Origin of the sequence: Rahnella inusitata (assembly GCF_965118895.1) — a bacterium.
In the GTDB taxonomy this organism is placed as follows: domain Bacteria; phylum Pseudomonadota; class Gammaproteobacteria; order Enterobacterales; family Enterobacteriaceae; genus Rahnella; species Rahnella inusitata_A.
Genome location: NZ_CBCPJJ010000005.1, coordinates 134,661 through 159,708, shown reverse-complemented (window position 1 = coordinate 159,708; position 25,048 = coordinate 134,661). Strand labels below are relative to the sequence as shown.

Genomic DNA, 25,048 nt, shown 5'->3' with positions numbered 1-25,048 from the left:
TGACGCCCGAAAGATAACGGGTATTTCACTTCGGCCAGTTCGGCCATACGCTGCGTGGATAGTCCCTGTCGATATCCGATTTCGCCAGCCCGATATCTTTGAGTTGATCCGCACTCAGCGAATGCAAAATCTTGCGGCTGACGCGACGCTCATTCCAGCTAAACAATGCGGCATACACTTTCTTCGTCCATCCCGCTTTTTGTACTGGCATCTGTGCCGTACGCAGCGTCGCTACGCTCGTTGCACCTGTAACCTGTTCACAAACCACGTTTTCACAGCCTGCAAACTGACGTTCTTCAATGATATTTTTCATATTCTGCCCCTGTTAACGACCTGACAACAGGATCGGATAAACGGCCAAAACATTACAGATTCAGATTTTTAGTATTTCAACCATACAGATCTGGATTAGATGACAGATACAGGGTTAGATTGATTGCATCTGTACTGTTTTCTTTGCGCAGGAGTTGAGAAAAAGATAATGAATCGTTATGAAAATCTGGCTAACGTATTGAGCGACCGCATCGAGCAGGGCCTGTATCCCGCCGGGATCCGCCTGCCATCGGTGCGCGTACTGAGCAGTGAACACGGCGTCAGTGTGAGTACGGTGCAGCAGGCTTATCGCGTACTGGAGGAAAAACAGCTGGTCGAAGCCCGCCCGAAATCCGGTTATTTTGTGAAAGGTGCTCGCATCCAGGCCGCTCTGCCCTCCGGCTGTCGCCCTGCGCAGCGCCCGGTAGAGATATCCCAGTGGGATCAGGTACTGGATCTCATCACTTCTCCTCACCGGCCGGGCGTAGTACAGCTGGGTCGCGGCTCGCCGGACGTTACAGCGCCCACCCTCAAACCGCTCAGCCGTCTGATGGGTCGCGCGGGTCAGCATCAGAATCTCAACGCGTTTCATTACGACAGCATCTACGGTTCGGAAGATTTACGAGAACAAATTGCCCGTCTGCTGATCGACAGCGGCAGCCACATGGATGCCAGTAATATTCTGATCACCACCGGCTGTCACGAAGCGCTGTCGATTGCCATCCGGTCGGTGTGCGAGCACGGCGATATTGTGGCGGTGGATTCGCCGAGTTTTCACGGCGCGATGCAAACCCTGAAAGGCTTCGGCATGAAAGCGCTGGAAATCCCTACCGATCCGGTCACCGGCATCAGCCTGGAAGCGCTGGAAATGGCGCTGGAACAGTGGCCAATCAAGGCTATTCAGCTGACGCCCAACTGCAATAATCCGCTTGGCTACAACATGCCGGACGAGCGTAAAAAAGGTCTGCTGCGTCTGGCGCAGCGCTACGATATCGCCATCATTGAGGACGATGTCTATGGCGAACTGGCGTATCAGTATCCCCGCCCGGCCACCATTACCTCATTCGATGAAGACGGTCGGGTGCTGCTGTGCAGTTCATTTTCTAAAACGCTGGCGCCCGGCCTGCGCGTCGGCTGGATTGCGCCGGGGCGTTATCACGACCGCGCTATCCATATGAAATACATCACCACTGGCGCATCCGCCACGCTGCCGCAAATTGCTATTGCCGACTTCATTAAACAGGGGCACTACCTGGTGCACATGCGCCGTATGCGCAATCAGTACCAGCGCAATTTATGCACCATGACCGACTGGGTGATGAAATATTTCCCGTGCGGTACACGCGTCAGTCGCCCTCAGGGTGGTTTTCTGCTGTGGATCGAACTTGATGAGCGCGTCGATACATTGCGGTTAAATCGTCTGCTGGAAGAACATAACGTGCAAATCGCCATTGGCTCGATATTCTCCGCGTCGGGGAAATACCGCAATTGCCTGCGGATGAATTACGCCCAGACACTGACCGCCAAAACCGAGCGCGCGGTGCAGCGTGTGGGAATATTAGCGTCGCAAATGCTGGAAAGTTGCTAAACCTCACCCGGAGAGATTGTCATCGTGCAAATAGAACCGTTACCGCCCCTGAACACGCTGGTGGCGTTTGAATGCGTGGCGCGCTATTGCAGCTTTTCCCGCGCCGCCGAAGAGCTGAACCTGACGCAGAGTGCCATCAGCCGCCAGATTATCCAGCTGGAAGAGATGCTCGGCTGTAAGCTTTTTCAGCGTGCGCAGCGCAAAACGACGCTGACGCCGCGCGGAGAGACCTATGCACAACAGGTGCGCAAACTGCTCGGCGACATTTCGCAGTCAACTGCTGAAGTCATGGGCTGGAACGGTCTGCCGCAGGTGACGCTCGCCTGTACCAGCGCGATGAGCGGGCTCTGGCTTTCGTCGCGGCTTTCCGCACTTCGCCAGCTGATGCCTGATTTACAAATCCGCATGAAAATCTCCGACAGCTTTTCCGACCTGAAATCCTCAGAATTCGATCTGGCGATTTTCTACCTGCGCGAACCGCCTGCGGGTTATCACGTTGAGGCACTGTTTGATGAAGTCTGTTATCCGATGTGCTCACCGGAATTCCTCAACCGCCTTCCCCCACAGGCCAGCGCGGAAGATTTGCTGGAGCAAACGTTGCTGATTCAGGATGATCCGCAACGTGAGTGGACCGGCTGGCGGGACTGGTTTGCCTCGCAGGATATCAGCCACGTCTCGCCCCGCCGCACCTGGCGCGCCAACAACTACCCGTTTCTGGTGCAGTCTGCGGTGCTGGGGGACGGCATTTTGCTGGGCTGGGAAGGACTGGTGCAGGATTACGTCAACAGCGGGCAACTGGTCGCTGCGCATCCGGGCAAGCTGACTGCCGCCGGAAAATGCTACATGCTCACCCCGCAGGACAGATTCCTTAAACCGGTGGTGCATAAGGTGATTAACTGGCTGAAAAAACCATGAAACTTAGCCCCCTGCGAAGGGGGGAGTTAAAAATAATAATAATCTTATATGTTAGTTATATATCCGTCGGCGGAATTTTATTCCTTTCCAGATATCTGCGTTTTCTCGCAGAATTCATGCCAATTAATGTGAATAAAAGCCAGAATGACTGCGAAATACAGGAAGCAAGGTTAAAATCATGGCTTAAAGAATACAGCCCGAACACACCGCCGATAATATTAAGATATGCGTAACTATTAGCATCAACCGCTAGTCTGCGCATCTGCACCAACGCATATGCCAGAAGATAGCAAAATACGCCAATTAACCCGACCACCGTATGCAGCTCCACCGGTCATTTCCCTTTGCGAACATTCATTACCCAGAAAAATAAAGCTTTTCAGGGTGTTCTGCCGCGCATTTTTCGCATACCCTCATGATTAATTCTCATGCAAGTAACGCAGAGTGTTTTGATATAAATCAGGCAGGCAAACCATTGCGCCCATTAGATACACCAGGGATATTCACTTGCACCTATAAAATTCCAGCACGCCACCATGGAGAAAATTAATGAAAGATAATAATTCCCCTTTGACGAAATTAATGCAGGATGCACAACTTAGCCGTCGCGGCTTTATTACCAGCGCTTCTGCTGTGGGTATTACCACTGCATGGGGATTATCGCCTTTCTCCGCGTTTGCAGCCGAACCTAAAAAAGGCGGCGTATTAAAACTGGGTATGTCAGGCGGAAATACCAGTGATACGCTCGACCCGACATTATTCAGCGACTGGGTGCCCTTAAATCAGGCATATATGCTGATGAACGGCCTGATTGAAATAGACGAAAATAACAAAGCTACGCCGGAACTTTTCTCTCAATGGGAGGCTAAACCGGGTGCGGCGGAGTGGGTATTTACCGTCCGTGAGGGCGTCACTTTCCACAACGGCAAGAAGCTCGACGCCGACGACATCCTTTACTCCATCAACCTGCATCGCGGCGACAAATCCAAAAGCGCCATCAAAACTCAGCTCGCGCCGATTACCGGCCTCACCAAACAGGGCGACAACCAGATCCTGATCACCCTTGACGGCGGCAACGCCGATCTGCCCTATCTGCTGGCGGATTACCATCTGGTGGTCGTCCCCAACGGCTTTACCGACTGGTCGCACCCGATTGGCACCGGTGGTTTCATTTTTGATCAGTATGAACCGGGCGTACGTTCGCTGTTCAAACGCAACCCGAACTACTGGAAACCGGATCGCGCCTTTGTCGATGCCGTAGAAGTGCTGGTGATCAACGATCCGACCGCGCGCACCAACGCCCTGATCTCCGGACAGGTGCACGCCATTAACCGCGTTGATTTTAAAACCGTCGATTTCCTCAAACGCAGCCCGGCGCTCAATATCATCCGTTCTGCCGGTGGCCAGCACTTCACTTTCCTGATGGATTGCAGCGTTGCGCCGTACAACAATAACGACGTTCGCATGGCGATAAAATACGGCATCGACCGGCAAAAAATTCTCGATACTGTGCTGCGCGGCTACGGCTCATTGGGTAACGACCACCCGATCCCAAAAACCGACCGCTTTTTCAATCACAGCCTTGAGCAGCGCGCTTACGATCCCGAAAAATCAAAGTTTTACCTGAAAAAAGCCGGTCTGACCGATCTCAAAATAGAGCTGTCTTCCTCCGATGCTGCCTTTGCCGGTGCGTTAGACGCCGCCGCGCTGTTCCAGGGACAAGCGCAAAAAGGCGGCATTCAGGTCAACATCAAACGCCAGCCCGCCGACAGTTACTGGGACGACGTGTGGATGAAAGCGCCGTTCAGCATGGGCTATTGGGGTGGCCGACCTACAGCGGATCAGATGTTCTCCACCGCCTATCAGTCCACCGCAAAATGGAACGATACCCACTGGAAAGATGAGAAGTTCGACGCACTGCTCCTTCAGGCGCGTTCGCTGCTCGATGAAAGCAAACGTGCAGAAATCTATGGCGAGCTGCAAAGCATTGTCCGCGACGACGGTGGTGCGATGATCCCGCTGTTTGGTGATTATCTCGACGCCGCCAGCAAAAAAGTCGGCGGTATCAAACCGCACCCGATGTTTAATTTCATGGGTGGTCGTCTGGCCGAGCGCGTCTGGCTGGAGGCATGATGAAGAAGAGGATTTTACAGCGTGTGCTGTTAGGCATTATCACGCTGTGGCTGGTGTCGGTGCTGATTTTTATCGGCACCGAAATGTTACCTGGTGACGTGGCGACGGCCATTTTAGGCCAGAGCGCCACGCCGGAAACCGTGGCGGCACTGCGCCTGCAGTTGGGGTTAGATGAACCGTCTGTGCTGCGTTATCTGCACTGGCTGGCGGGCATCATGCACGGTGATTTAGGGCACTCGCTGGCTAACGGGCGTCAGATAAGCGATGAGCTGCTACCCCGCCTGGCTAACACGCTGTTTCTGGCAGGTTACGCTGCGGTGATCGCCATTCCGCTGGCGGTTGGTTTAGGCATCGCCTCGGCCATCTGGCGCGGTTCGGTTTTTGACCGTCTGGCGAATACCCTGACGCTCATCAGCATTTCCGTACCGGAGTTTTTCGTCGGCTACATTCTGGTGATCGCCTTCGCCATCCGTCTGACCTGGTTTCCGAGTCTGGCGATGGTTGACAGCTCCTCCACCCTGGCCGAACGGCTGTATGTCTGCACCCTGCCGATGCTCACCCTGACGCTGGTGGTGCTGGCGCATATGCTGCGTATGACCCGTGCTTCGGTAACAGCGGTGATGTCCAGCCCGTACATTGAAAGCGCGGTGCTCAAAGGTATCCCACGCTGGCGCATTGTGGTTTCGCACGCCCTGCCCAACGCCCTCGCACCGATCATCAACGTGGTGGCCTTTAACCTCGCGTATCTGGTGGTCGGGGTGATTCTGGTAGAAGTGGTGTTTGTCTATCCCGGCATCGGGCAGTACATGGTGGATGCAGTGACCAAGCGTGATCTGCCGGTGGTTCAGGCCTGCGGTCTGCTGTTTGGCGGTACGTACATTTTCCTCAACACCACCGCCGATTTACTGGCGATCTGGTGCAATCCACGCCTGCGCCATGCGCGCTAAAAAGAGGGACATCATGAACCGATATTTCATCAATATCCCGCTGTCGGCCTGGATTGGCATTGTGATTATTGCGGTGAATTTGCTGGCGGCGGTATTTGCGCCGTGGCTCGCGCCGCACAGCGAAACGGAACAGGTCGGCGATATCTGGCTGCTGCCTTCTGCCGCCACGCCGTTTGGCACCGACAGCCTCGGGCGGGATATGCTCTCCCGCATTCTGTTTGGCGCCCGCACCACCATCGCCATCGCGCTGACCATCACCTTCAGCTCCTTCATCATTGGCATCGTCACAGGCTTTACCGCCGCAATTTACGGCAGATGGGTGGACGTTGTGCTGTCACGCATCGTCGATACCGTGATGTCGATTCCGGTGCTGATTTTCGCGCTGATAGTCCTTTCGGTAATGGGCACCTCGATCCCGGTGCTGGTACTGACCATCGCCCTGCTCGATGCCACCCGCGTGTTCCGTCTGGCGCGCCTGGTGGCGCAGGCGATTGTCTGTCAGGAATATGTTGAAGCTGCGCGTCTGCGTGGTGAAGGCCTGCGCTGGGTGCTGTTTAAAGAGATCCTGCCCAACGCCTTGCCGCCGCTGCTGGCAGAATTCGGGATGCGTTTCTGCTTTACCTTTCTGTTTATCGCGGGCTTGAGTTTCTTAGGATTAGGCATCCAGCCGCCGTATGCAGACTGGGGCAGTATGGTGCGCGACAACGCGCAGGCCATTAACTTCGGCCAGTTCGCTCCGCTGTATCCCGCGGCGGCGATTGCCCTGCTGACCATTGGCGTTAATCTGGTGGTCGACTGGCTGCTGGCCCGCAACAGCCTGCCGCATGGAGATGAAGCATGACCCGTACAATTTTGGAGATGCGCGGACTGCGTATCGAAACCCTCGACGGCTCCCCGCTGGTGCAGGATATTTCGCTGAAACTGGCGGCGGGCGAAGTGCTCGGGCTGATTGGCGAATCTGGTGCCGGTAAATCGACTATCGGGCTGGCAGCGCTGGGCTATGCGCGTCAGGGCTGCCGGATTGCCGGGGGCGAAGTGTTTCTCGACGGCACCGACATCGTTTCACAACCTTCCCACGTTAAACGTCAATGGCGCGGACGCCGCGTGGCATACGTCGCGCAAAGCGCCGCCGCCTCGTTTAATCCTGCGCTGACTATCGAAAAACAGGTCTGCGAAGGCCCGATCCGTCACGCTCTGATGAACAAAGAAGAGAGCCGCCAGTGGGCAATTTCGCTGTTCCGCTCGCTGGATTTGCCGGATCCGGAAAACATCGGCAAGCGTTATCCGCATCAGCTTTCCGGCGGACAACTGCAGCGCGCGATGGCCGCGATGGCGATGTCCTGCAAGCCTGATTTGTTGATCATGGACGAACCCACCACCGCGCTGGACGTCACCACGCAAATTGAAGTGCTGGTGATGCTGCGCAAACTGGTGCGCGAGTTCAACACCGCCGCGCTGTACATCACCCACGATCTGGCCGTGGTTGCCCAACTTGCCGACCGCATTATGGTGTTGCGTCACGGCAAAGAAGTGGAAACCGGCGATACGCAAACCATTCTGGAACATCCGCAGCAGGAATACACCCGCAGGCTGGTGGCCGAGCGTGAACACGCGTTGACGCCGCTGACAGATGGCCATGCGTCCTCAGGCCAGCCGCTGCTATCCATGCAAAAAATCAGTACCGGTTACAACGGGCAGCGCGTGGTGCATGACGTGAGTCTGCAACTGCCGCGCGGCAAAACGCTGGCGATCATCGGCGAATCCGGCAGCGGAAAAAGCACGCTGGCGCGAGCGCTGGTTGGGCTGTTGCCGGATACCGAGGGCGCGACGGATTTCGACGGCATGTCGCTCTCGCACAATTATCAGAAGCGCGACAAAGAGACGCTGCGCCGGATGCAGATGATTTATCAGCTTCCCGACGTGGCGCTCAACCCGCGCCAGACATTACTGGATATCATCGGCCGCCCGCTGACCTTCTATTTTGGCATGAACAAAAAGCAGGTTCGTGAACGTGTGGAAGAGTTGCTGCGTCTGACCGAGCTGCCGGTGAAGCTTCTCGACCGGCGCCCCGGCGAACTCTCCGGCGGGCAGAAGCAGCGAGTGTGCATCGCCCGCGCGCTGGCCGCACAGCCGGAGCTGATTATCTGTGATGAAGCGACGTCAGCGCTCGATCCGCTGGTCGCAGAGGAAGTACTGAATCTGCTGCGCCGGTTGCAGCAACAGTTCGGGCTTTCTTACCTGTTCATCACCCATGATCTGGGGACGGTCAAACGCATCGCCCATCAGGTGGCCGTGATGTATCAGGGCAAAGTGGTCGCCAGCGGCGATACCGATGTGGTCTTTCGCGCGCCAATGCACAGCTATACCGAAAAACTGCTGACCTCCGTACCGGAAATGCGCACCAGCTGGCTGGACGACGTCCTCGCCCTGCGCAATGTTTCGCTTCCGGCGTCAGCCATTCCTTCGACAGGAGTCTTATGAGCACCAAACGCATCGTGACCGAATTCCCTCACGCCGTCACCGTGACCGAACATCTGTGGATCCCGCTCAGCGACGGCACACGTCTCGCCGCCCGCCTGTGGCTGCCGGATGACGCCGTACGCCAGCCGGTTCCGGCAATCCTCGAATACATCCCCTACCGCAAACGCGACGGCACCCGCACCCGCGATGAACCAATGCACGGTTTCTTTGCTGGCAACGGTTACGCGGTGGTGCGCGTAGACATGCGCGGCAGCGGCGAATCCGATGGCCTGCTGGCCGACGAATATCTGTTGCAGGAGCAGGACGATGCGCTGGAAGTGATCGACTGGATCACGCAGCAACGCTGGTGCAGCGGCAACGTCGGCATGATGGGAAAATCCTGGGGTGGATTTAACGGTTTGCAGGTCGCCGCACGCCGCCCTGCCGCGCTGAAAGCCGTCATCACCGTCTGTTCCACCGATGACCGCTATGCCGACGACATTCACTACAAAGGCGGCTGTTTGCTCAACGATAACCTTTGGTGGGGCGGCATTATGCTGGCCTACCAGAGCCGTCCGGCAGATCCGGCGCTGTTGGGTGAAAGCTGGCATAAAGACTGGATCAACCGTCTGGAAAACATGCCATTCTTTCCGGCGCTGTGGATGGAGCATCCGCTGCGCGACGCCTACTGGCAGCACGGTTCGGTGTGCGAAGACTGGTCGGCCATTCGATGTCCGGTGATGGCGGTCGGCGGCTGGGCAGATGCCTACAGCAACGCCGTATTCCGTCTGATGGATAATTTACAGGTGCCGCGCCGCGCCATTCTCGGCCCTTGGGCACATATTTACCCGCAGGACGGTACGCCGGAACCGGCTATCGGTTTTCTGCAGGAAGCGGTTCGCTGGTGGGATCACTGGCTGAAGGGTGAAGACAACGGCGCGATGGACGGCCCGATGATCCAGACCTGGTTGCAGGACAGCCAGCCCCCGTCGGCGATGCGCCCGGTCAGTTGCGGCGAGTGGGTCGGATTTGATCGCGGCACAGCCAGCAATGTGCATCACAGCCCGCGCTGGCTGACGCGCGGACAGCTGAATACCCAACCAGACGCCGACGCGGGCGTCATCAATATCTGTTCACCCCAGAACCACGGCCTGATGGCCGGTGAATGGATGGGCGCAGGCGTACCTGGCGAAATGCCGCCGGATCAGCGCGTCGACGACGGCATGGCCGAGTTTTTCGACGGTGAACCGCTGGCCGAACCGCTGACCATTTTCGGTTTCCCGCAGTTCACCGTTGAGTTGAGCAGCGACAAACCCGCCGCGATGCTGTACGTCCGTCTTTCCGATGTCGCCCCCGACGGTTCGGTCAACCGCGTCACCCACGGCTGGCTAAACCTGTCTCATCTTCAGGGTCATGATAAATCTGTCCCGCTGACTCCCGGCCAAAAAGTGAAAGTATTGGTGCAACTGGACGGCATCGCCCACCGCTTTGCCGCCGGAAACCGGATGCGAATTTCGCTGGCCACCACTTTCTGGCCGATGATCTGGCCGATGGCGGAAGCCGCGACGCTCACCCTCGACTTGCACAGTGCGCAGCTTAGCCTGCCGGTGTGTGCTGAGCCGGTCAGCATTCCGGGGCCGATTGCCGAACCGCAAAGCGCCGCTCCGACGCCGCAAACATTGCTGTCACCGGGCCGCGTGGACCGCAACATCACCTATGATTTCCTCACCGACAGCTGGACCAGCGTCACTCACGGTGTCGGCGGCGTGTTCGGCGAAGGCGTCTATCGGTTCGACGATATCGATACTACGGTGGATCACAGCCTGCGTCGCGAGCTGACGGTCAGCAACAGCGATCCGCTTTCAGCGCGCTATCTGCTCACACAAACCATGAAAATGGGCCGCGAAGGCTGGTGGATGGAAGCCGTCATCACGCTGGAAATGCGCAGTGACCTGACGCACTTTATTGTCAGCGGCGACATGGTGGTGAGTCTGAACGGGGAGGAAGAAGTGAGCAGGTACTGGCATCAGAGAGTGGCGCGGTAAGAGGCTAACCGTTTTTTAAGGTCAACGTCTACACCTTGGACTGCCGCAAGATCCAGCTCAACGGAGCGGCTTTGGGGGATGCTGCAGAACTTCCTGCAATCTCACGCTGCGCCACGTTACAAATCCTGACCGACTGACATTGATCAGTAACAACAATTTGCTGGTCAAGCGTTGTTCGCTTTGCAAATATAACAATACGTTAACTTTGTGAAGTGAATACGATGACCGAATTTGTAATTGCCGTACCCAAAACGCCTTCTCTGGCCGTTGAAGGCCAGAGTGCGCGTTTCCCCTTACGCCGCGTTTACTGCGTAGGTCGCAACTATTCCGAGCACGCCCGCGAAATGGGCCACGACCCCGATCGCGAGCCGCCGTTCTTCTTCTCCAAGCCCGCTGACGCCGTGGTTCCGGCCAGCGGCAGCGTGCCTTATCCGACCCTGACTGAAGATTTGCATTACGAAGTCGAACTGGTCGTGGCGATCGCTCAGGGCGGTAAAAATATCGCTGTCGCCGATGCGCTTTCGCATGTCTGGGGTTATACCGTAGGCGTAGATCTGACCCGTCGCGACCTGCAGGCACAGGCCAAAAAAATGGGTCGTCCGTGGGATTTTGCCAAAGGCTTTGATGCCTCCGCACCCGCCAATCCGCTGCTTCCGGTCAGTCAGACCGGTCATCCGGCAACAGGAAGAATCTGGCTGGACGTGAATGGTGAGCAGCGTCAGCGCGGCGATTTAAGCGATCAGATCTGGCAGGTGGCGGACGTCATCAGTTATCTGTCGCAGGCGGTAGAATTGCAGCCCGGCGATTTGATTTACACCGGCACGCCTGCGGGCGTCGGTGCAGTGCAGCGCGGTGATGTGATCACCGGCGGCATCGAAGGCCTGAGCGATTTCAGCTTTACGCTGGCCTGAGTAATAACGGATGCCTGAACTCAGGCGTCCGTTTCACCGATTTTCTTCTTCATGTCTTCTTCGATCAGCGGGATCAGTTTTTCAAACGCGCACGCGCTGGCCGGGTCAAACAGTGACAGCGTCTCAATCTGGCTGAGCAAAATCACTTTGCGGAAGTTCAACACGTTCACCGGCTCCGATACCGGCGTGATGTCGTGATCCCTATAGTAGCGGGCATAGTTGTGCTCAACCCGCAGCTCCAGGGTGTCTTTATCGCAATAGCCGCTGACCATCGGGATAACCACCACGTTGTCCGAGGAAGACGTTTCACAACGCGCGGTGTGCACCATGCCAATGTAGACGCGGCGCGACTGGAGCGTGATAAACACCATATCGCCCTGCTCCATGCACTGATACAAAATACCCTCTACGCCGTTGGCGCGCGTCAGCTGCTTATAAAGCTTTCTGCGCCCGGCGGTGTTGAGCCGCAGGCCGGCTGACCAGGTGGTACGCACCAGACAAAGCATCACCGACACCGCCAGCATAATCACCACCGGTGCCTGAATACCGAGGAAACTCCAGTTGATGAAATCGCGGTGATAATGCACGTCCTGATGCAAATGCGGCAGCGCGGGCAGCCAGTTAATCACCCCGGAAATGCCCCACAACGCCATGTACACCAACGCGATAACCAGCACGCCCTGCAAGACGAAAATGCAGCCGTAAAGCGCTACCAGAAAATAGACGTCCCAGCCGAAGGTACGTTTGAGTTTGAAACGCGATGAGATGTCGCGGGTGGTGTACCAGTACCCGCAGACCATTAACACCATGAAGACCGCCGTCGCCATTACAGCACGCTCATGCGTTTGACGTGACGGGCGAAGTCTTTCTGCATGTCCACGTTGGCGGGATTTACCGAAGCGGTACCGTTTTCATCAATTAAAATGCGTTCGCCTTCTTCCAGCGTATTTTCAATATCGGCGGCGCTGAACAACCCAAGAAATTGCTCGGGGCTGGAAAAAATTTGTAGCAGGATCCTAAACATGCGGCTCTCTTGTCTTTGCAAAGACCTAAGACTAGTCAACTCAGAAAGAAATGGGGGAAACACCGGGCAGTTTAGGAGTATTTACTTTTATAACGCTGATGCCGCGACATAAAAAAGGGCCGCCTTGTGGCAGCCCTGAGTCTTCATCGTCATAGAGCGGGAAGATTTACTTCACTTCTGCGCCATCGTGATGCGCGTCTTCATGTGCCATCTGAGCTTCTTTGACTTCGGCCGCGCGTTTACGCAGACCAATCCAACCCAGCACCAGCAAAATGATCAGCACCGGAATGGTCGCGATCGTATAGGTGCCGTTCGGGTAGTCAAACGCCATCAGTACCAGCACGCTGGCCAGGAATATCAGCGTCAGCCACGAGGTAAAGGGGGCCCACGGCATCTTAAAGGACACGTCTTTCGCACGGCCTTCTTTGATTGCAGTACGCAGCTTCATCTGGCAGACAATGATAAATGCCCATGAACTGAGGATGCCCAGTGACGCGACGTTCAGAACAATTTCAAACACCTGCGATGGCACGTAGTAGTTCAGCACCACGCCGATGATGTAAATCCCGACGGTTACCAGAATGCCCGCGTAAGGCACCTGCTGCGCACTCATTTTCGACATGAATTTCGGCGCAGATCCGCCCATCGACAGTGAACGCAGAATACGACCGGTAGAATACAGGCCAGAGTTCAGGCTCGACAGTGCGGCAGTCAGCACCACGATGTTCATGATCGTGCCGATATACGGCACACCCAGCTTACTGAAGAAGGTCACGAACGGACTCTGACCTGCCTGATAGGCATTCCACGGCAGCAACAGAACCAACAGCACCACGGAACCGACGTAGAACAAGGCGATACGCCAGATCACGCTGTTAATGGCTTTCGGCAGCACTTTCTCAGGATCTTTAGTTTCGCCCGCCGCAGTACCGACCAGTTCTATCGCCGCGAAGGCAAAGACTACGCCCTGCACAAGCACCAGCGCGGGTAACAGGCCGTGCGGGAATATTCCGCCGTTATCAGTTATCAGGTGTAAACCGGTGGCGTTGCCCGCAAGCTCTTTGCCGGTGCCGAGGAACACCACGCCGACCACCAGGAAAATGGCAATCGCTGCAACTTTAATCAGCGCAAACCAAAACTCCATTTCGGCGAACCATTTCACGCCGATCATATTCATGGTTGCGACAATCGCCAGCGCGCCAAGCGCAAACATCCATTGCGGAACATCACCGAAGGTTCCCCAATAGTGCATATACAGAGCCACTGCGGTGATATCGACAATCCCGGTCATCGCCCAGTTGAGGAAGTACATCCAACCGGCCACGTAAGACGCTTTTTCGCCAAGGAACTCACGCGCGTAGGAAACAAAGCTGCCACTGGTCGGACGGTGTAGTACCAGTTCGCCCAACGCACGCAGGATGAAGAATGAGAAAATACCGCACACCGCATAGACGATGGCCAATGCCGGACCGGCCATCTGCAAACGTGCGCCCGCACCGAGGAACAAGCCGGTGCCGATAGAACCCCCGATAGCAATCATCTGAACCTGACGATTACCCATACTTTTGTGATACCCGTCGTCGTGCGAATCCAACCAGCGTCTTTTAGCAGCGCGTTTAGCCTCTGCCGACTTTTTATGAGACTTCATTCGATCTTGTTCTCCAAAAAATGACCTTCGCCTGACGTCTGACGCTGCAAGCAACCGATTGCAAGCCTCGACGTTTACGTGGTTTATCCACTGTATTTTTTTAAGCCGGAACTGTTTTCAAGCAATAACGGCGAAGGATGCTACCTTTTCTGACTAAGCGAGGCAAAAAAAACGTAATTAAAAATTGTTATCACTCATATTTCGCAGGACGAATTTTGTGTTTCCGTGCGGTCAGGACGGTGCCTTTCGCTGGCTCTCTTTACGTACCCGCTCAATGTTGATTGACAGGTACATCACCTCTTCGGTGGTGAGTTCGCGCTGATACTGCGCGGTCAGGTATTCGCCGATTTTGTCCGCGCAGGCCCATGCCTGCGGATAGTTATCTTTTACCGCAACGTGCAGCGTCATGTCGTCGTCGGCGACCACTGTGCGGTTGAACATCCGCTGGGCAAAGAATTTAAGATGGGTCACAAACCGCTGATAGCTCAGCGCTTCTTCGTCATATTCCAGACGCAGCTGATATTTCACCAGATTGAGGATTTCCTGCATGACGCGGGTGATTTGCGCCACTTCCGGCATTTCGCCGTTAAGCTGAGCGTTGACCAGATGCAGCGCAATGAAGCCCGCTTCGTCCACCGGCAGACGCACGCCAAGACGGGTGTCGATGATGTCCAGCGCTTCCAGCCCCAGCGCATATTCTTTCGGATACAAGCGGCGGGTTTCCCACAGCAGCGCATTGCTGATTGGCACGCCCAGCTTCTGACGCTCTATGGCAAAGTTGCAGTGATCGGTCAGCGCAATGTACAAATTCTCCTGCAATTTTCCCAGACGACTGCGCGCCAGCGAAATGATCAGATCACAGGTGGTCATCACTTCCATCGGAATGTGCGACAGCAGTTCAGTCAGATGCGCGACCAGCTCGTCATTTTGTAAGGCGAAGATTTTCTCGATTTTACTGTCATCAAGCTCATCCCCCGCTTTCTTCATAAACGCCAGCCCGCGGCCCATGACGACCTGCTCGCGCTGCTGCTCGTTTATGACAACCACCACATTATTATTGAGTATTTTGGCGATTTTCATCATGACTCCCTGAAAACAAAAACCTGACCATCCAAAAAAGATGATCAGGTTAAATCAATCGCTCAGCGTATTACACTGATAAATCAGATTACGATTTTAACGAAGCACCGTTGGATTTAATCACATCGGTATACCAGTAGAAGCTTTTCTTACGGCGACGTTCCAGCGTACCGTTCCCCTGATCGTCACGGTCAACGTAAATGTAGCCGTAGCGTTTTGAGAACTCTGCTTTCGATGCGCTGACCAGGTCTATCGGGCCCCAGCTGGTGTAGCCCATAATTTCAACGCCATCTTCAATCGCTTCGCGAACCTGAACCAAATGATCATTAATGTACTGAATGCGGTAATCATCATTGATGCTGCCGTCGGCTTCCACGTTATCGCGGGCACCCAGACCGTTTTCCACAATAAATAATGGTTTTTGGTAGCGGTCATATAATTCGTTCATCAGGAAGCGCAAACCTTGCGGATCAATCTGCCAGCCCCATTCGGAACTTTGCAGATGCGGGTTTGGCACCATATTTAAAATATTGGCGCGCGCTTTAACATTTAACTCTTCGTCGGTGGTCACACAGCCAGTCATGTAATAACTGAAAGAGATAAAGTCGACCGTTTCTTTCAGTGCCTGTTTATCTTCAGCAGTGATATTTATTTTCATACCACGGTCTTTAAAGAAGCGCTGCATATACGCGGGGTACGCACCGCGCACCTGCACATCGCCAAAGAACAACCAGTCACGGTTTTGTTGCAGCGTTTCCATCATGTCAGCCGGTTTGCAGGTCAGCGGATACAACATCCCGCCGAGCAGCATATTACCGATTTTAGCATCCGGAATTATCTCGTGGCAGGCTTTCACCGCTTTGGCGCTGGCCACCAGCTGATGATGGATCGCCTGATAAATCTCCTGCTTGCTGCTGTCTTCCGGCAGGCCGACGCCAGTGAACGGGGCATGCAGCGACATATTGATTTCATTGAAGGTCAGCCAGTACTTAACCTTATTTTTATAGCGACTGAACACCGTACGGGCATAATTTTCGAAGAAACCGATGGTATCGCGGCTGCCCCAGCCTCCGTGTTTTTTCACCAGACCGTATGGCATTTCATAGTGGGAAAGCGTCACCAGCGGCGTGATACCGTATTTCGCCATTTCATCGAACAGGCGATCGTAGAAAGCCAGACCGGCTTCATTTGGCTGCGTTTCATCGCCCTGCGGGAAAATTCGCGTCCAGGCAATCGACGTACGCAGAACCGTAAAGCCCATTTCCGCAAACAGCTTCATGTCTTGCGGATAGCGGTGATAGAAATCGATCGCCACGTCTTTAACGCCGAAATCACCTTCAACACGTTCCTGTACCGGACCGAAAACGCCCTGCGGTTGCAGATCTGACGTGGACAACCCTTTACCGTCGGTCAGGTATGCGCCTTCCACCTGATTGGCAGCGACTGCACCGCCCCATAAAAAACCGTTTGGGAATTGCTTGTTCATATGAACCTCCTGGCTCTGGTCGTTAACGTAATAAAGTTAATAAAGGCATTTGTTCGCTGACGTCCTGACCGACCCCGGCCGGGATGACGTCGAGATAATCGTCGCTGTTGGTAATAAGCACCGGCGTCGTCAGGTCGTACCCTGCATCGGTAATACCCTGTATATCGAACTCAAGCAGTAAATCGCCCTGCTTAACCACCGCGTCCACCGCGACGTGCGGCGTGAAGAATTTGCCGTCAAGCTTCACCGTATCAATGCCGACGTGGATCAGGATTTCAGCGCCGTCCTCGGATTCAATTCCGATGGCGTGATGCGTTTTAAACAGGGAGGCGATGGTGCCGTTGACCGGTGAAACGACGCGCCCGATGGTTGGCACGACAGCCACGCCTTTACCCAACAAACCGCTGGCAAACGTCGGATCTTTCACCTCTTCAAGCGCTACGCACGGGCCGGTCATCGGGCTGCCAATCAGCGTTTTACCGCGCGGTGCCTGTATCGATTCCGCGACCACTTTGGGATCGGCAGGCTGAGCAGCCGCTTCTTCTTTCATGCCGAAGAACCAGGTTGCCAGCGCAGCAAAGAGAAGCGCTACAACGGTACCGACAATCGCGGCAGTCACGCTCTGGTCAAAGCCGGTTGGCGGGATCACCTGGGTGAATGTGAAAATACTGGCGAAACCGAAGGAATAGGCGGTGGTCTGGAAATACCCGAGGATCGCCCCGCCCAGTGCGCCACCGACGCAGCCAAAGATAAACGGGCGACGACGCGGTAAGTTGATGCCGTACACCGCCGGTTCAGTGATGCCGAAAATCCCGGCGCTGATGGCTGAACCCGCCAACGCTTTTGTGCGTGCATCTTTGGCGCGCAGCATCACGCCGATGACCGCGCCAACCTGTCCCATCACCGCAGGCAGTAAAAGTGGCAGCATGGTGTCATGACCGAGAATACTGAAGTTGTTGATCATCAATGGCACCAGCCCCCAGTGCAGGCCGAAGATCACACAGACCTGCCATAGCGCGCCCATAAAGCCACCCGCCACCAGCGGACTGATGTGATAAACGAACTGATAGCCGTTCGCCAGCTGCTGGCTGGCCCACGTGGCCACAGGGCCGATGACCAGGAAGGTCAGCGGGACAATTACCATCAGACAAATCAGCGGGGTGATAAAATTACGTACTGCGCCAGGCAGGATTTTCATCGCCCGTTTTTCCAGCCAGCTGGAAGCCCACGCCGCAAGGATCACCGGGATAACCGATGAGGCATAGTTAATGAAGACCAGCGGAATACCGAAGAAATGCTCGTTATGTGCGCTGGCCTGCTGGGCATCGAAGGCGGCGATCATCAGCGGATGCACCATCGCACCGCCGATCATCATCGTGACAAACGGATTACCGCCGAATTTTTTACCGGCAGTAAAACCAATCACTAATGGGAAGAAATAGAACATGGCGTCGCTGGCTGCGAACCAGACTTTGTACGTCCCGCTCTCCGGCACCAGCCAGCCACAGGCCAGCGACAGCGCCAGAAAACCTTTGAGAATACCCGATGCGGCCATGATGCCGATAAACGGGGTAAAAATGCCGGAGATGATATCAATCGCCCTGGCGAAAAGGCTGCCCTTATCCCCCAAGTCTTCCCCAGCGTCTTCTGAAAGCGAGCTGCTTTTTATCAACGCTTCGTACACTGCGCCAACATGATTGCCAATCACGACCTGAAACTGACCGCCGCTTTCCACTACCATTATCACGCCGGGATTTTTTTTCAGGCCTTCTGCATCGGCCTTATGCGTATCTTTCAGTTTAAAACGTAAACGGGTAGCGCAATGGACCACGCTGTTAACGTTCTCTTTTCCACCGACACCGCGAAGAATTTCTTCGGCTAAGCTTTTATATTCCATGGTGTTATCTCATCAGAGTAATGGCATCGTGCACGACATTGCCGGTATTTTTAACGGGGCGGCCGGCCCCTGAATTCAGGCCAAAAAAAAACCTAAACGTCCGGCCTCTCCGCGTTAGGCGAAGAGACAAGAAGTTTAGGTTTTGCCTGTCAGACAGTAACAATCCTGCTTTCTGACAATGATTCTCAGTCGAATCGTCTACAGAAACAAGCCGTAATAATGGGTAAAACATGGAAATGTGACCCGCTTCCGGTTTTGCGCAGAAGTGTGATGTGGCGCGTTATTTAACAGATGCAGCGACAGACTCCAGACGTTAAATAGCTCATTTAACGTTGAAAATTTAGTGAGCCGGATATCACGGCCTTGGTAACCGTTTACCCGTTACGCTATAATTCATCGTCGCGGCAAAATCCGCGATCGGGATTCTCAACCTGAATGTTCACTGGCGACATGGAATGCGCACTCGCATTTCACGTCTGAGTCTGCGCACACCTATTGCCTGTACAAACAACAAGCAATATCTCAATGGTGGCTCAGGCGGGGCTGACTTAGGTCAGGCCGGTATCCAGTAGAACCGGTGTTGAGAACCCCGTCAGGGCTACCACCAGTGAGATTCTCAACTCCAGTGGTCGCCATAAATCTAATCTACTGGACAATGTTATATGAAAGACAAGCCAAGGCAGGCACCCCCCACTCTTCTGTTTATTCTGCGCCCCTGTTCTCCAAAGGTGGCCGTATTATGATAACCAGAGAAGACTGGCATCCCGCCGATATCATCGCGGCAATCCGCAAGAAAGGTTCAACGTTGACGGCGCTCTCTCGTGAGTCCGGACTGGGTTCTTCCACACTTTCTAACACCCTGTCACGACGATGGCCTAAAGGCGAAATGATCATCGCGCAAATGATTGGTGTTCCGGCCTGGGAAATCTGGCCAAGCCGTTACTACAATGCCAAGGGTGAGTTAGTTGTGCCGAAGTTGCGTACCCCTAAAGCGGAAGCGTAATCCGTGACGCGGTGGAAGCCTGTCTTTCACCGCAATTTGTCCTATGGTATTGATTCCTTTGTGGTGAACTGCAAAAAGCAAAACGGACGCGAAAGCGCCCGTTAGGAATTTTATTGTCAAACGACCGGTTTTATTCTTCCGCGCGAGAAAGTCCAAAGTGCTTATACGCATGATTGGTCGCCATGCGGCCACGCGGCGTCCGCTGAATAAAGCCCTGCTGGATCAGGAAGGGTTCAATCACATCCTCAATCGTTTCCCGTTCCTCACCAATCGCTGCCGCCAGGTTATCCAGCCCCACCGGGCCGCCGGAAAATTTATCAATAATGGCCAGCAATAGTTTGCGGTCCATGTAATCAAAACCTTCGGCATCGACGTCAAGCATATCCAGCGCGCCGTTGGCGACATCACCGTTAATCGTCCCGTCGCCTTTAACTTCGGCGAAGTCGCGCACGCGGCGCAGCAGACGGTTGGCGATACGCGGCGTACCGCGAGAACGGCGGGCAATCTGATGCGCGCCCTCTTCTGACAGTTCCAGCCCCAGGCATAATGCGCTGCGCCCGACGATGTGCTGTAAATCGGCCACCTGATAGAACTCAAGTCGTTGCACAATACCGAAACGGTCGCGCAACGGCGACGTCAGCGAACCGGCGCGTGTAGTAGCACCAATCAAGGTAAACGGAGGTAAATCGAGTTTGATGGAACGCGCGGCAGGCCCTTCGCCGATCATGATATCCAGCTGATAGTCTTCCATCGCAGGATACAGAATCTCTTCAACCACCGGCGACAGACGATGAATTTCATCAATGAACAGCACGTCGTGTGGCTCAAGGTTGGTCAGCATCGCCGCCAGATCGCCAGCTTTTTCCAGCACCGGGCCAGACGTGGTGCGCAGATTCACGCCCATCTCATTGGCCACGATATTGGCGAGCGTGGTTTTACCCAGCCCCGGCGGCCCGAAAATCAGCAGGTGATCGAGTGCATCTTTACGTTGCTTAGCCGCCTGAATAAAGATTTCCATCTGCGAACGGACGTGCGGCTGGCCGACATACTCCGACAGCAGCTTCGGGCGGATCGCACGGTCAATGACTTCTTCTTCCGTAGTGAAGACTTCGGACGAAATCAGGCGGTCAGCTTCGATCATCTCTTACCTCACAGCGCAGCGCGCAGCGCCTCTCTAATCAACGTTTCGGATTCAGCACCCGGTTTGGCAACTTTGCTGATCATACGGCTGGCTTCCGGTGGTTTGTAGCCCAGTGAAATCAGGGCTGCGACGGCTTCGCCTTCGGCATCAGATTCTTTAGTTTTCGACGACGATGCAGGTAGCGTGATATCAGTATGATTGTTAAATAGATCACCGTTTAATCCTTTAAACCGGTCTTTCATCTCGACAACCAGGCGCTCTGCGGTTTTCTTACCCACACCCGGTAACTTAATTAACGCGGTGATTTCTTCCTTTTCCACCGCACTGACAAACTGTTGAGCCGACATGCCTGATAAAATCGCCAGCGCCAGTTTTGGCCCGACACCGTTGACTTTAATCAGCTCACGAAACAGCGCACGTTCTTGTTTGTCATTGAATCCATACAACAGTTGCGCATCTTCGCGGACGATAAACTGCGTGAAGATGATAGCTTCCTGACCCAGGTCCGGCAATTCGTAAAAACAGGTCATCGGCAACTGCACTTCATAGCCCACGCCGTTGGTTTCCAGCAGCACCAAAGGTGGCTGCTTTTCCAGAATAATGCCTCGTAGTCTGCCTATCACGTTCATTTTCCTTATCGGGTCAAAAACTGCGATGTTTATATCATAAAAAAGGCTGGATGGATATCCAGCCTAATGGACTTGCGGCGTCTATCGCATACGCCCGCGCGCCATCTGTAATTTGTCCGTACTAAGACGGATTGCGTTCTGGCTCATATGGCAATGCGTAATAGCAATCGCAAGCGCATCGGCGGCATCCGCCTGCGGATTAGCCGGTAATTTCAGCAATGATCGCACCATATGCTGAACCTGCGATTTCTCTGCGGCACCGGTACCCACAACGGTCTGCTTAACCTGTCGCGCAGCGTATTCAAACACCGGTAAATCCTGATTCACGGCGGCGACAATCGCCGCACCGCGTGCCTGGCCGAGTTTTAACGCGGAATCGGCGTTTTTCGCCATAAATACAGATTCGATGGCAAAAAAGTCAGGCTGGAACTGGGTAATGATTTCCGACACACCGGCGTAAATCAGTTTCAGACGCCCGGGCATATCGTCCACCACGGTGCGGATACAACCGCTGCCGAGATAGCTCAGCTGACGCCCTGTCTGGCGGATAATGCCATAGCCGGTAATACGCGAACCGGGGTCGATCCCCAGAATAATAGCCATAGCCGCTCAACGCCTTGTGTTGTCGTTTTTATTAGAAAGTGGGGAGAGTATAAACTGCTGCGGGATAACAGGATAGCCAGCCGGTGGAAACCACCGGCTGCACGGAAATTACAGAGTTTCTGCAATCTCGTCTGAGATTTCACCGTTGTGGTAAACCTCTTGTACATCGTCACAATCTTCCAGCATGTCGATCAGGCGCAACAGTTTAGGCGCAGTGTCTGCATCCATGTCGGCTTTGGTCGATGGGATCATAGTGACTTCTGCGGAGTCGGCTTTGAAACCGGCCGCTTCCAGTGCGTCTTTCACATCGCCCAGACTTTCCCAGGCTGTGAACACGTCAATCGCGCCATCGTCATAAGAGACGATATCTTCTGCGCCCGCTTCCAGAGCGGCTTCCATCACCACATCTTCATCCAGACCCGGCGCAAAAGAGATCACACCTTTTTTGGAGAAGAGGTAAGAAACGGAACCGTCAGTGCCCAGATTGCCACCGGTTTTATTGAAGGCGTGACGCACTTCAGCCACGGTACGGTTGCGGTTGTCACTCAGGCATTCCACCATGACTGCTGAACCACCAGGACCGTAACCTTCATAAATGATGGTTTCCATGTTGGTATCGTCATCGCCGCCCACGCCACGCGCAACGGCGCGGTTCAGAGTGTCACGGGTCATGTTGTTAGACAGCGCTTTATCGATAGCTGCGCGAAGACGCGGGTTAGCCGCCGGATCGCCACCACCGAGTTTTGCTGCCGTCACCAGTTCACGAATGATTTTGGTGAAAATTTTGCCACGCTTAGAATCTTGCGCCGCTTTGCGGTGCTTGGTGTTGGCCCACTTACTGTGACCTGCCATAACAAATCTCCAAAAAGTCTAAAGTCTTAACAGACCGAATAGTTTACAAATTCTTCAATCGCCTGCTGGTTGCTCGGGGACACCGTCAGCGCTGCCGCTGCCGTTTTGTCGAGCCAACGGTAAGCATGATGCTCGGTAAGTTCCACATCACGCTCCTCCGGTAATGCCAGACAGAACCAGTGCTCTTTGTTGCGGGTCACGCCGGGAGCATAGCGATGGCGCAAATGCGCAAATATTTCAAAATCCACACAGCGATCGCAGTCTTGCAGAGTCAGGTTTTCACCTGCAATGTCGATACCGACCTCTTCCATGACTTCGCGCTGCGTGGTGTCTTTCGGGGACTCCCCGTCTTCCAGACTGCCGGTTACCGACTGCCAGAAATTCGGGTCATCCTTTCGTTGTAGCATCAGCACCCTGCCGGTGTTTCTGGCGTAGATGACGCACAGTATCGACTCAGGACGCTTGTCGCTCATTAGTTATTCTCTGTATTTGTGTCTGGCGTCACTTCTTTTTTCGCCACTACCGCAATACCCAGCTCCAGCAGTGACGCCGGATTAGCAAAGCTTGGCGCTTCAGTCATCAGACAGGCCGCTGCGGTAGTTTTCGGGAAGGCGATGACGTCACGGATGTTGTCGGTACCGGTCAGCAACATCACCAGACGATCCAGGCCAAAGGCCAGACCGGCGTGTGGCGGCGTGCCGTATTTCAGGGCGTCGAGCAGGAAGCCGAATTTCTCGCGCTGTTCGTGCTCGTTAATGCCCAGAATGCTGAACACGGTCTGCTGCATTTCGCTGCGGTGAATACGCACGGAACCGCCGCCGACTTCGTAACCGTTGATCACCATGTCGTAGGCATTGGCGATCGCAGAAACCGGGTTGGCTGCCAGCTCATCTGCGCTCATCTCTTTCGGTGCGGTGAACGGATGGTGCATCGCACTCAGGCCGCCTTCGTCGGTGTCTTCAAACATCGGGAAGTCGATAACCCAGAGCGGTGCCCACACGTCGTCTTGAGTGATTTTCAGGTCACGGCCGACTTTCAGACGCAGTGCGCCGATGGCGTCAGTCACGATTTTCGCGCTGGCTGCGCCGAAGAAGATCATATCGCCGTCTTGTGCGCCGGTACGTTCGATCAGTGCAGAGAGCAAACCAGCGTTGAGGAACTTAGCGACCGGGCTCTGAATACCTTCAAGACCTTTCGCCACTTCGTTCACTTTGATGTAAGCCAGACCTTTCGCGCCGTAGATTTCGATGAATTTCGCGTATTCGTCGATTTGTTTACGGCTCAGTGATGCCCCGCCCGGTACGCGCAACGCGGCCACGCGTCCTTTCGGATCGTTGGCCGGATCGGCAAACACTTTGAACTCGATGTCTTTCATCAGGTCCGCAACGTCAACCATTTCCATCGGGTTACGCAGGTCAGGTTTGTCAGAACCGAAACGACGCATCGCTTCTGCATAAGTCATGATCGGGAAATCGCCCAGATCCACGCCTTTGATTTCCTGCCACAGTTCGCGCGCCAGTTTCTCCATCACTTCACGCACTTGCTCGGCGCTCATGAAGGAGGTTTCAACATCGATCTGAGTAAATTCTGGCTGACGGTCAGCACGTAAATCTTCATCACGGAAGCATTTGACTACCTGATAATAACGGTCGAAACCGGACATCATAAGCAGCTGTTTGAACAGCTGAGGGGATTGAGGCAGCGCGTAGAACTTCCCTTTATGGACGCGGCTTGGCACCAGGTAATCGCGTGCGCCTTCCGGTGTGGCCTTGGTCAGCATCGGAGTTTCGATATCGAGGAAGTCATGGCTGTCCATGAAACGGCGTACGAAACTGGTGATTTTTGCGCGCGCTTTCAGGCGATTGGCCATCTCAGGGCGGCGCAGATCCAGATAGCGGTATTTCAGACGCGCTTCTTCGGAGTTCACGTGATTGGAGTCGAGCGGCAGGGATTCTGAGCGGTTGATGATGTTCAGACCGCTTGCGAACACTTCCACTTCACCGGTTGCCATGTCTTTATTGAACTGGCTTTCAGGGCGCGCACGGACGGTGCCGGTCAGCTGGATACAGAATTCATTGCGCAGCTCAGAGGCCAGTTTGTAGGCGTCGGCCTGATCCGGATCGAAGAAAACCTGCACGATGCCTTCGCGGTCACGCATATCGATGAAAATCAGACCACCCAAATCGCGTCGACGGTTAACCCAGCCACACAATGTCACTTCCTGGCCCACATTGGACGCATTCAGCTTTCCACAATATACAGTACGCATAACGGTATCCTTTTGATCCCACTACCCGGCCTCACTGCGCACAGGTACAGAAACGGTTATTCACTCTGGTCGCCCGCCCGCAAAACACTGCGGCGCGCGGAATAG

Annotated in this window: 23 protein-coding genes; 9 read left to right on the top strand and 14 right to left on the bottom strand. The window is 54.7% G+C overall.

Translation table 11 applies throughout. From position 1 onward, the window contains the following. Positions 1-25: 25 nt before the first annotated feature. On the bottom strand, positions 26-313 hold the full coding sequence (locus tag ACMHLI_RS05505; RefSeq protein WP_413528568.1) for a DUF1127 domain-containing protein: 288 nt from the start codon (positions 311-313) through the stop codon (positions 26-28). Positions 314-481: 168 nt separating this feature from the next. On the opposite strand from ACMHLI_RS05505, the gene ACMHLI_RS05500 reads away from it, so the two are divergent. Beyond that, complete coding sequence (locus ACMHLI_RS05500) at positions 482-1,900, top strand: PLP-dependent aminotransferase family protein (protein ID WP_413528567.1); 1,419 nt, start codon at positions 482-484, stop codon at positions 1,898-1,900. 24 nt (positions 1,901-1,924) lie between these two features. Continuing rightward, a complete protein-coding gene (locus ACMHLI_RS05495; RefSeq protein WP_413528566.1) occupies positions 1,925-2,815 on the top strand; it encodes a LysR substrate-binding domain-containing protein in 891 nt (296 codons plus the stop codon). Positions 2,816-2,870: 55 nt separating this feature from the next. Here ACMHLI_RS05495 and ACMHLI_RS05490 read toward each other — a convergent pair whose 3' ends face one another. Beyond that, a complete protein-coding gene (locus tag ACMHLI_RS05490) occupies positions 2,871-3,146 on the bottom strand; it encodes a CBU_0592 family membrane protein (RefSeq protein WP_413528565.1) in 276 nt (91 codons plus the stop codon). A gap of 218 nt (positions 3,147-3,364) precedes the next feature. On the opposite strand from ACMHLI_RS05490, the gene ACMHLI_RS05485 reads away from it, so the two are divergent. The 6 genes from ACMHLI_RS05485 to ACMHLI_RS05460 all read left to right on the top strand — a co-directional run bounded on the left by ACMHLI_RS05485 (position 3,365) and on the right by ACMHLI_RS05460 (position 11,311). Next, positions 3,365-4,948, top strand: coding sequence for an ABC transporter substrate-binding protein (locus tag ACMHLI_RS05485; protein ID WP_413528564.1), 1,584 nt, complete (start codon positions 3,365-3,367; stop codon positions 4,946-4,948). Next, a complete protein-coding gene (locus ACMHLI_RS05480) occupies positions 4,948-5,895 on the top strand; it encodes an ABC transporter permease (RefSeq protein WP_413528599.1) in 948 nt (315 codons plus the stop codon). Before ACMHLI_RS05485 ends, ACMHLI_RS05480 begins: the two co-directional genes overlap by 1 nt. Before the next feature lie 13 nt (positions 5,896-5,908). Further along, positions 5,909-6,736, top strand: a complete 828-nt coding sequence (locus ACMHLI_RS05475; protein WP_413528563.1) for an ABC transporter permease — start codon at positions 5,909-5,911, stop codon at positions 6,734-6,736. Then, the gene (locus ACMHLI_RS05470) at positions 6,733-8,376 is read left to right on the top strand and encodes an ABC transporter ATP-binding protein (RefSeq protein WP_413528562.1); all 1,644 of its coding nucleotides are present in this window, start codon (positions 6,733-6,735) and stop codon (positions 8,374-8,376) included. Before ACMHLI_RS05475 ends, ACMHLI_RS05470 begins: the two co-directional genes overlap by 4 nt. Then, positions 8,373-10,400 carry a CocE/NonD family hydrolase gene (locus ACMHLI_RS05465; RefSeq protein WP_413528561.1) on the top strand — a complete coding sequence of 676 codons (2,028 nt, stop codon included), beginning with the start codon at positions 8,373-8,375 and terminating at the stop codon, positions 10,398-10,400. The genes ACMHLI_RS05470 and ACMHLI_RS05465 overlap by 4 nt, the downstream gene beginning before the upstream one ends. 221 nt (positions 10,401-10,621) lie before the next feature. After that, entirely contained in the window at positions 10,622-11,311 is a 690-nt protein-coding gene (locus tag ACMHLI_RS05460) for a fumarylacetoacetate hydrolase family protein (RefSeq protein WP_413528560.1), read from the top strand. A gap of 20 nt (positions 11,312-11,331) precedes the next feature. Here ACMHLI_RS05460 and ACMHLI_RS05455 read toward each other — a convergent pair whose 3' ends face one another. From ACMHLI_RS05455 to bglF, 6 genes are all read right to left on the bottom strand, one after another. Next, complete coding sequence (locus ACMHLI_RS05455; RefSeq protein ID WP_413528559.1) at positions 11,332-12,138, bottom strand: hypothetical protein; 807 nt, start codon at positions 12,136-12,138, stop codon at positions 11,332-11,334. Continuing rightward, positions 12,138-12,335: a hypothetical protein gene (locus tag ACMHLI_RS05450; protein ID WP_413528558.1), complete on the bottom strand. Its 198-nt coding sequence runs from the start codon at positions 12,333-12,335 to the stop codon at positions 12,138-12,140. The genes ACMHLI_RS05455 and ACMHLI_RS05450 overlap by 1 nt, the downstream gene beginning before the upstream one ends. 166 nt (positions 12,336-12,501) lie before the next feature. Continuing rightward, positions 12,502-13,983 (bottom strand): L-asparagine permease, encoded by a 1,482-nt coding sequence (gene ansP, locus ACMHLI_RS05445; protein ID WP_413528557.1) that lies wholly within the window; start codon positions 13,981-13,983, stop codon positions 12,502-12,504. A gap of 231 nt (positions 13,984-14,214) precedes the next feature. Further along, positions 14,215-15,063, bottom strand: a complete 849-nt coding sequence (bglG, locus tag ACMHLI_RS05440) for a transcriptional antiterminator BglG (RefSeq protein WP_413528598.1) — start codon at positions 15,061-15,063, stop codon at positions 14,215-14,217. A gap of 88 nt (positions 15,064-15,151) precedes the next feature. Continuing rightward, entirely contained in the window at positions 15,152-16,549 is a 1,398-nt protein-coding gene (locus tag ACMHLI_RS05435) for a glycoside hydrolase family 1 protein (RefSeq protein ID WP_413528556.1), read from the bottom strand. 22 nt (positions 16,550-16,571) lie between these two features. Further along, positions 16,572-18,446, bottom strand: coding sequence for a PTS beta-glucoside transporter subunit IIABC (gene bglF, locus ACMHLI_RS05430; protein WP_413528555.1), 1,875 nt, complete (start codon positions 18,444-18,446; stop codon positions 16,572-16,574). Positions 18,447-19,185: 739 nt separating this feature from the next. On the opposite strand from bglF, the gene ACMHLI_RS05425 reads away from it, so the two are divergent. Next, complete coding sequence (locus ACMHLI_RS05425; RefSeq protein ID WP_413528554.1) at positions 19,186-19,449, top strand: helix-turn-helix domain-containing protein; 264 nt, start codon at positions 19,186-19,188, stop codon at positions 19,447-19,449. 130 nt (positions 19,450-19,579) lie between these two features. Here the strand turns inward: ACMHLI_RS05425 and ruvB are convergent, their stop codons facing one another. From ruvB to aspS, 6 genes are all read right to left on the bottom strand, one after another. Continuing rightward, positions 19,580-20,590, bottom strand: coding sequence for a Holliday junction branch migration DNA helicase RuvB (ruvB, locus tag ACMHLI_RS05420; RefSeq protein ID WP_112164421.1), 1,011 nt, complete (start codon positions 20,588-20,590; stop codon positions 19,580-19,582). An 8-nt stretch (positions 20,591-20,598) separates the two neighbouring features. Next, on the bottom strand, positions 20,599-21,213 hold the full coding sequence (ruvA, locus tag ACMHLI_RS05415; protein WP_413528553.1) for a Holliday junction branch migration protein RuvA: 615 nt from the start codon (positions 21,211-21,213) through the stop codon (positions 20,599-20,601). A gap of 87 nt (positions 21,214-21,300) precedes the next feature. Continuing rightward, a complete protein-coding gene (gene ruvC, locus ACMHLI_RS05410; protein WP_056769506.1) occupies positions 21,301-21,822 on the bottom strand; it encodes a crossover junction endodeoxyribonuclease RuvC in 522 nt (173 codons plus the stop codon). 108 nt (positions 21,823-21,930) lie between these two features. Beyond that, positions 21,931-22,674, bottom strand: a complete 744-nt coding sequence (locus ACMHLI_RS05405; protein WP_112164422.1) for a YebC/PmpR family DNA-binding transcriptional regulator — start codon at positions 22,672-22,674, stop codon at positions 21,931-21,933. Between the two features lie 26 nt (positions 22,675-22,700). Continuing rightward, positions 22,701-23,147, bottom strand: coding sequence for a dihydroneopterin triphosphate diphosphatase (gene nudB / locus ACMHLI_RS05400; RefSeq protein ID WP_112164423.1), 447 nt, complete (start codon positions 23,145-23,147; stop codon positions 22,701-22,703). Next, positions 23,147-24,943 carry an aspartate--tRNA ligase gene (aspS, locus tag ACMHLI_RS05395; protein ID WP_413528552.1) on the bottom strand — a complete coding sequence of 599 codons (1,797 nt, stop codon included), beginning with the start codon at positions 24,941-24,943 and terminating at the stop codon, positions 23,147-23,149. Before aspS ends, nudB begins: the two co-directional genes overlap by 1 nt. Positions 24,944-25,048: the final 105 nt, after the last annotated feature.

What these genes read in the sequence shown, in the direction of transcription:
- ACMHLI_RS05505 (WP_413528568.1), bottom strand. Translation starts at nt 313, where the DNA reads ATGAAAAATATCATTGAAGAACGTCAGTTTGCAGGCTGTGAAAACGTG.
- ACMHLI_RS05500 (WP_413528567.1), top strand. Translation starts at nt 482, where the DNA reads ATGAATCGTTATGAAAATCTGGCTAACGTATTGAGCGACCGCATCGAG.
- ACMHLI_RS05485 (WP_413528564.1), top strand. Translation starts at nt 3,365, where the DNA reads ATGAAAGATAATAATTCCCCTTTGACGAAATTAATGCAGGATGCACAA.
- ACMHLI_RS05480 (WP_413528599.1), top strand. Translation starts at nt 4,948, where the DNA reads ATGAAGAAGAGGATTTTACAGCGTGTGCTGTTAGGCATTATCACGCTG.
- ACMHLI_RS05475 (WP_413528563.1), top strand. Translation starts at nt 5,909, where the DNA reads ATGAACCGATATTTCATCAATATCCCGCTGTCGGCCTGGATTGGCATT.
- ACMHLI_RS05470 (WP_413528562.1), top strand. Translation starts at nt 6,733, where the DNA reads ATGACCCGTACAATTTTGGAGATGCGCGGACTGCGTATCGAAACCCTC.
- ACMHLI_RS05465 (WP_413528561.1), top strand. Translation starts at nt 8,373, where the DNA reads ATGAGCACCAAACGCATCGTGACCGAATTCCCTCACGCCGTCACCGTG.
- ACMHLI_RS05460 (WP_413528560.1), top strand. Translation starts at nt 10,622, where the DNA reads ATGACCGAATTTGTAATTGCCGTACCCAAAACGCCTTCTCTGGCCGTT.
- ACMHLI_RS05455 (WP_413528559.1), bottom strand. Translation starts at nt 12,138, where the DNA reads ATGGCGACGGCGGTCTTCATGGTGTTAATGGTCTGCGGGTACTGGTAC.
- ACMHLI_RS05450 (WP_413528558.1), bottom strand. Translation starts at nt 12,335, where the DNA reads ATGTTTAGGATCCTGCTACAAATTTTTTCCAGCCCCGAGCAATTTCTT.
- ansP (WP_413528557.1), bottom strand. Translation starts at nt 13,983, where the DNA reads ATGAAGTCTCATAAAAAGTCGGCAGAGGCTAAACGCGCTGCTAAAAGA.
- bglG (WP_413528598.1), bottom strand. Translation starts at nt 15,063, where the DNA reads ATGAAAATCGCCAAAATACTCAATAATAATGTGGTGGTTGTCATAAAC.
- ACMHLI_RS05435 (WP_413528556.1), bottom strand. Translation starts at nt 16,549, where the DNA reads ATGAACAAGCAATTCCCAAACGGTTTTTTATGGGGCGGTGCAGTCGCT.
- bglF (WP_413528555.1), bottom strand. Translation starts at nt 18,446, where the DNA reads ATGGAATATAAAAGCTTAGCCGAAGAAATTCTTCGCGGTGTCGGTGGA.
- ACMHLI_RS05425 (WP_413528554.1), top strand. Translation starts at nt 19,186, where the DNA reads ATGATAACCAGAGAAGACTGGCATCCCGCCGATATCATCGCGGCAATC.
- ruvB (WP_112164421.1), bottom strand. Translation starts at nt 20,590, where the DNA reads ATGATCGAAGCTGACCGCCTGATTTCGTCCGAAGTCTTCACTACGGAA.
- ruvC (WP_056769506.1), bottom strand. Translation starts at nt 21,822, where the DNA reads ATGGCTATTATTCTGGGGATCGACCCCGGTTCGCGTATTACCGGCTAT.
- ACMHLI_RS05405 (WP_112164422.1), bottom strand. Translation starts at nt 22,674, where the DNA reads ATGGCAGGTCACAGTAAGTGGGCCAACACCAAGCACCGCAAAGCGGCG.
- nudB (WP_112164423.1), bottom strand. Translation starts at nt 23,147, where the DNA reads ATGAGCGACAAGCGTCCTGAGTCGATACTGTGCGTCATCTACGCCAGA.
- aspS (WP_413528552.1), bottom strand. Translation starts at nt 24,943, where the DNA reads ATGCGTACTGTATATTGTGGAAAGCTGAATGCGTCCAATGTGGGCCAG.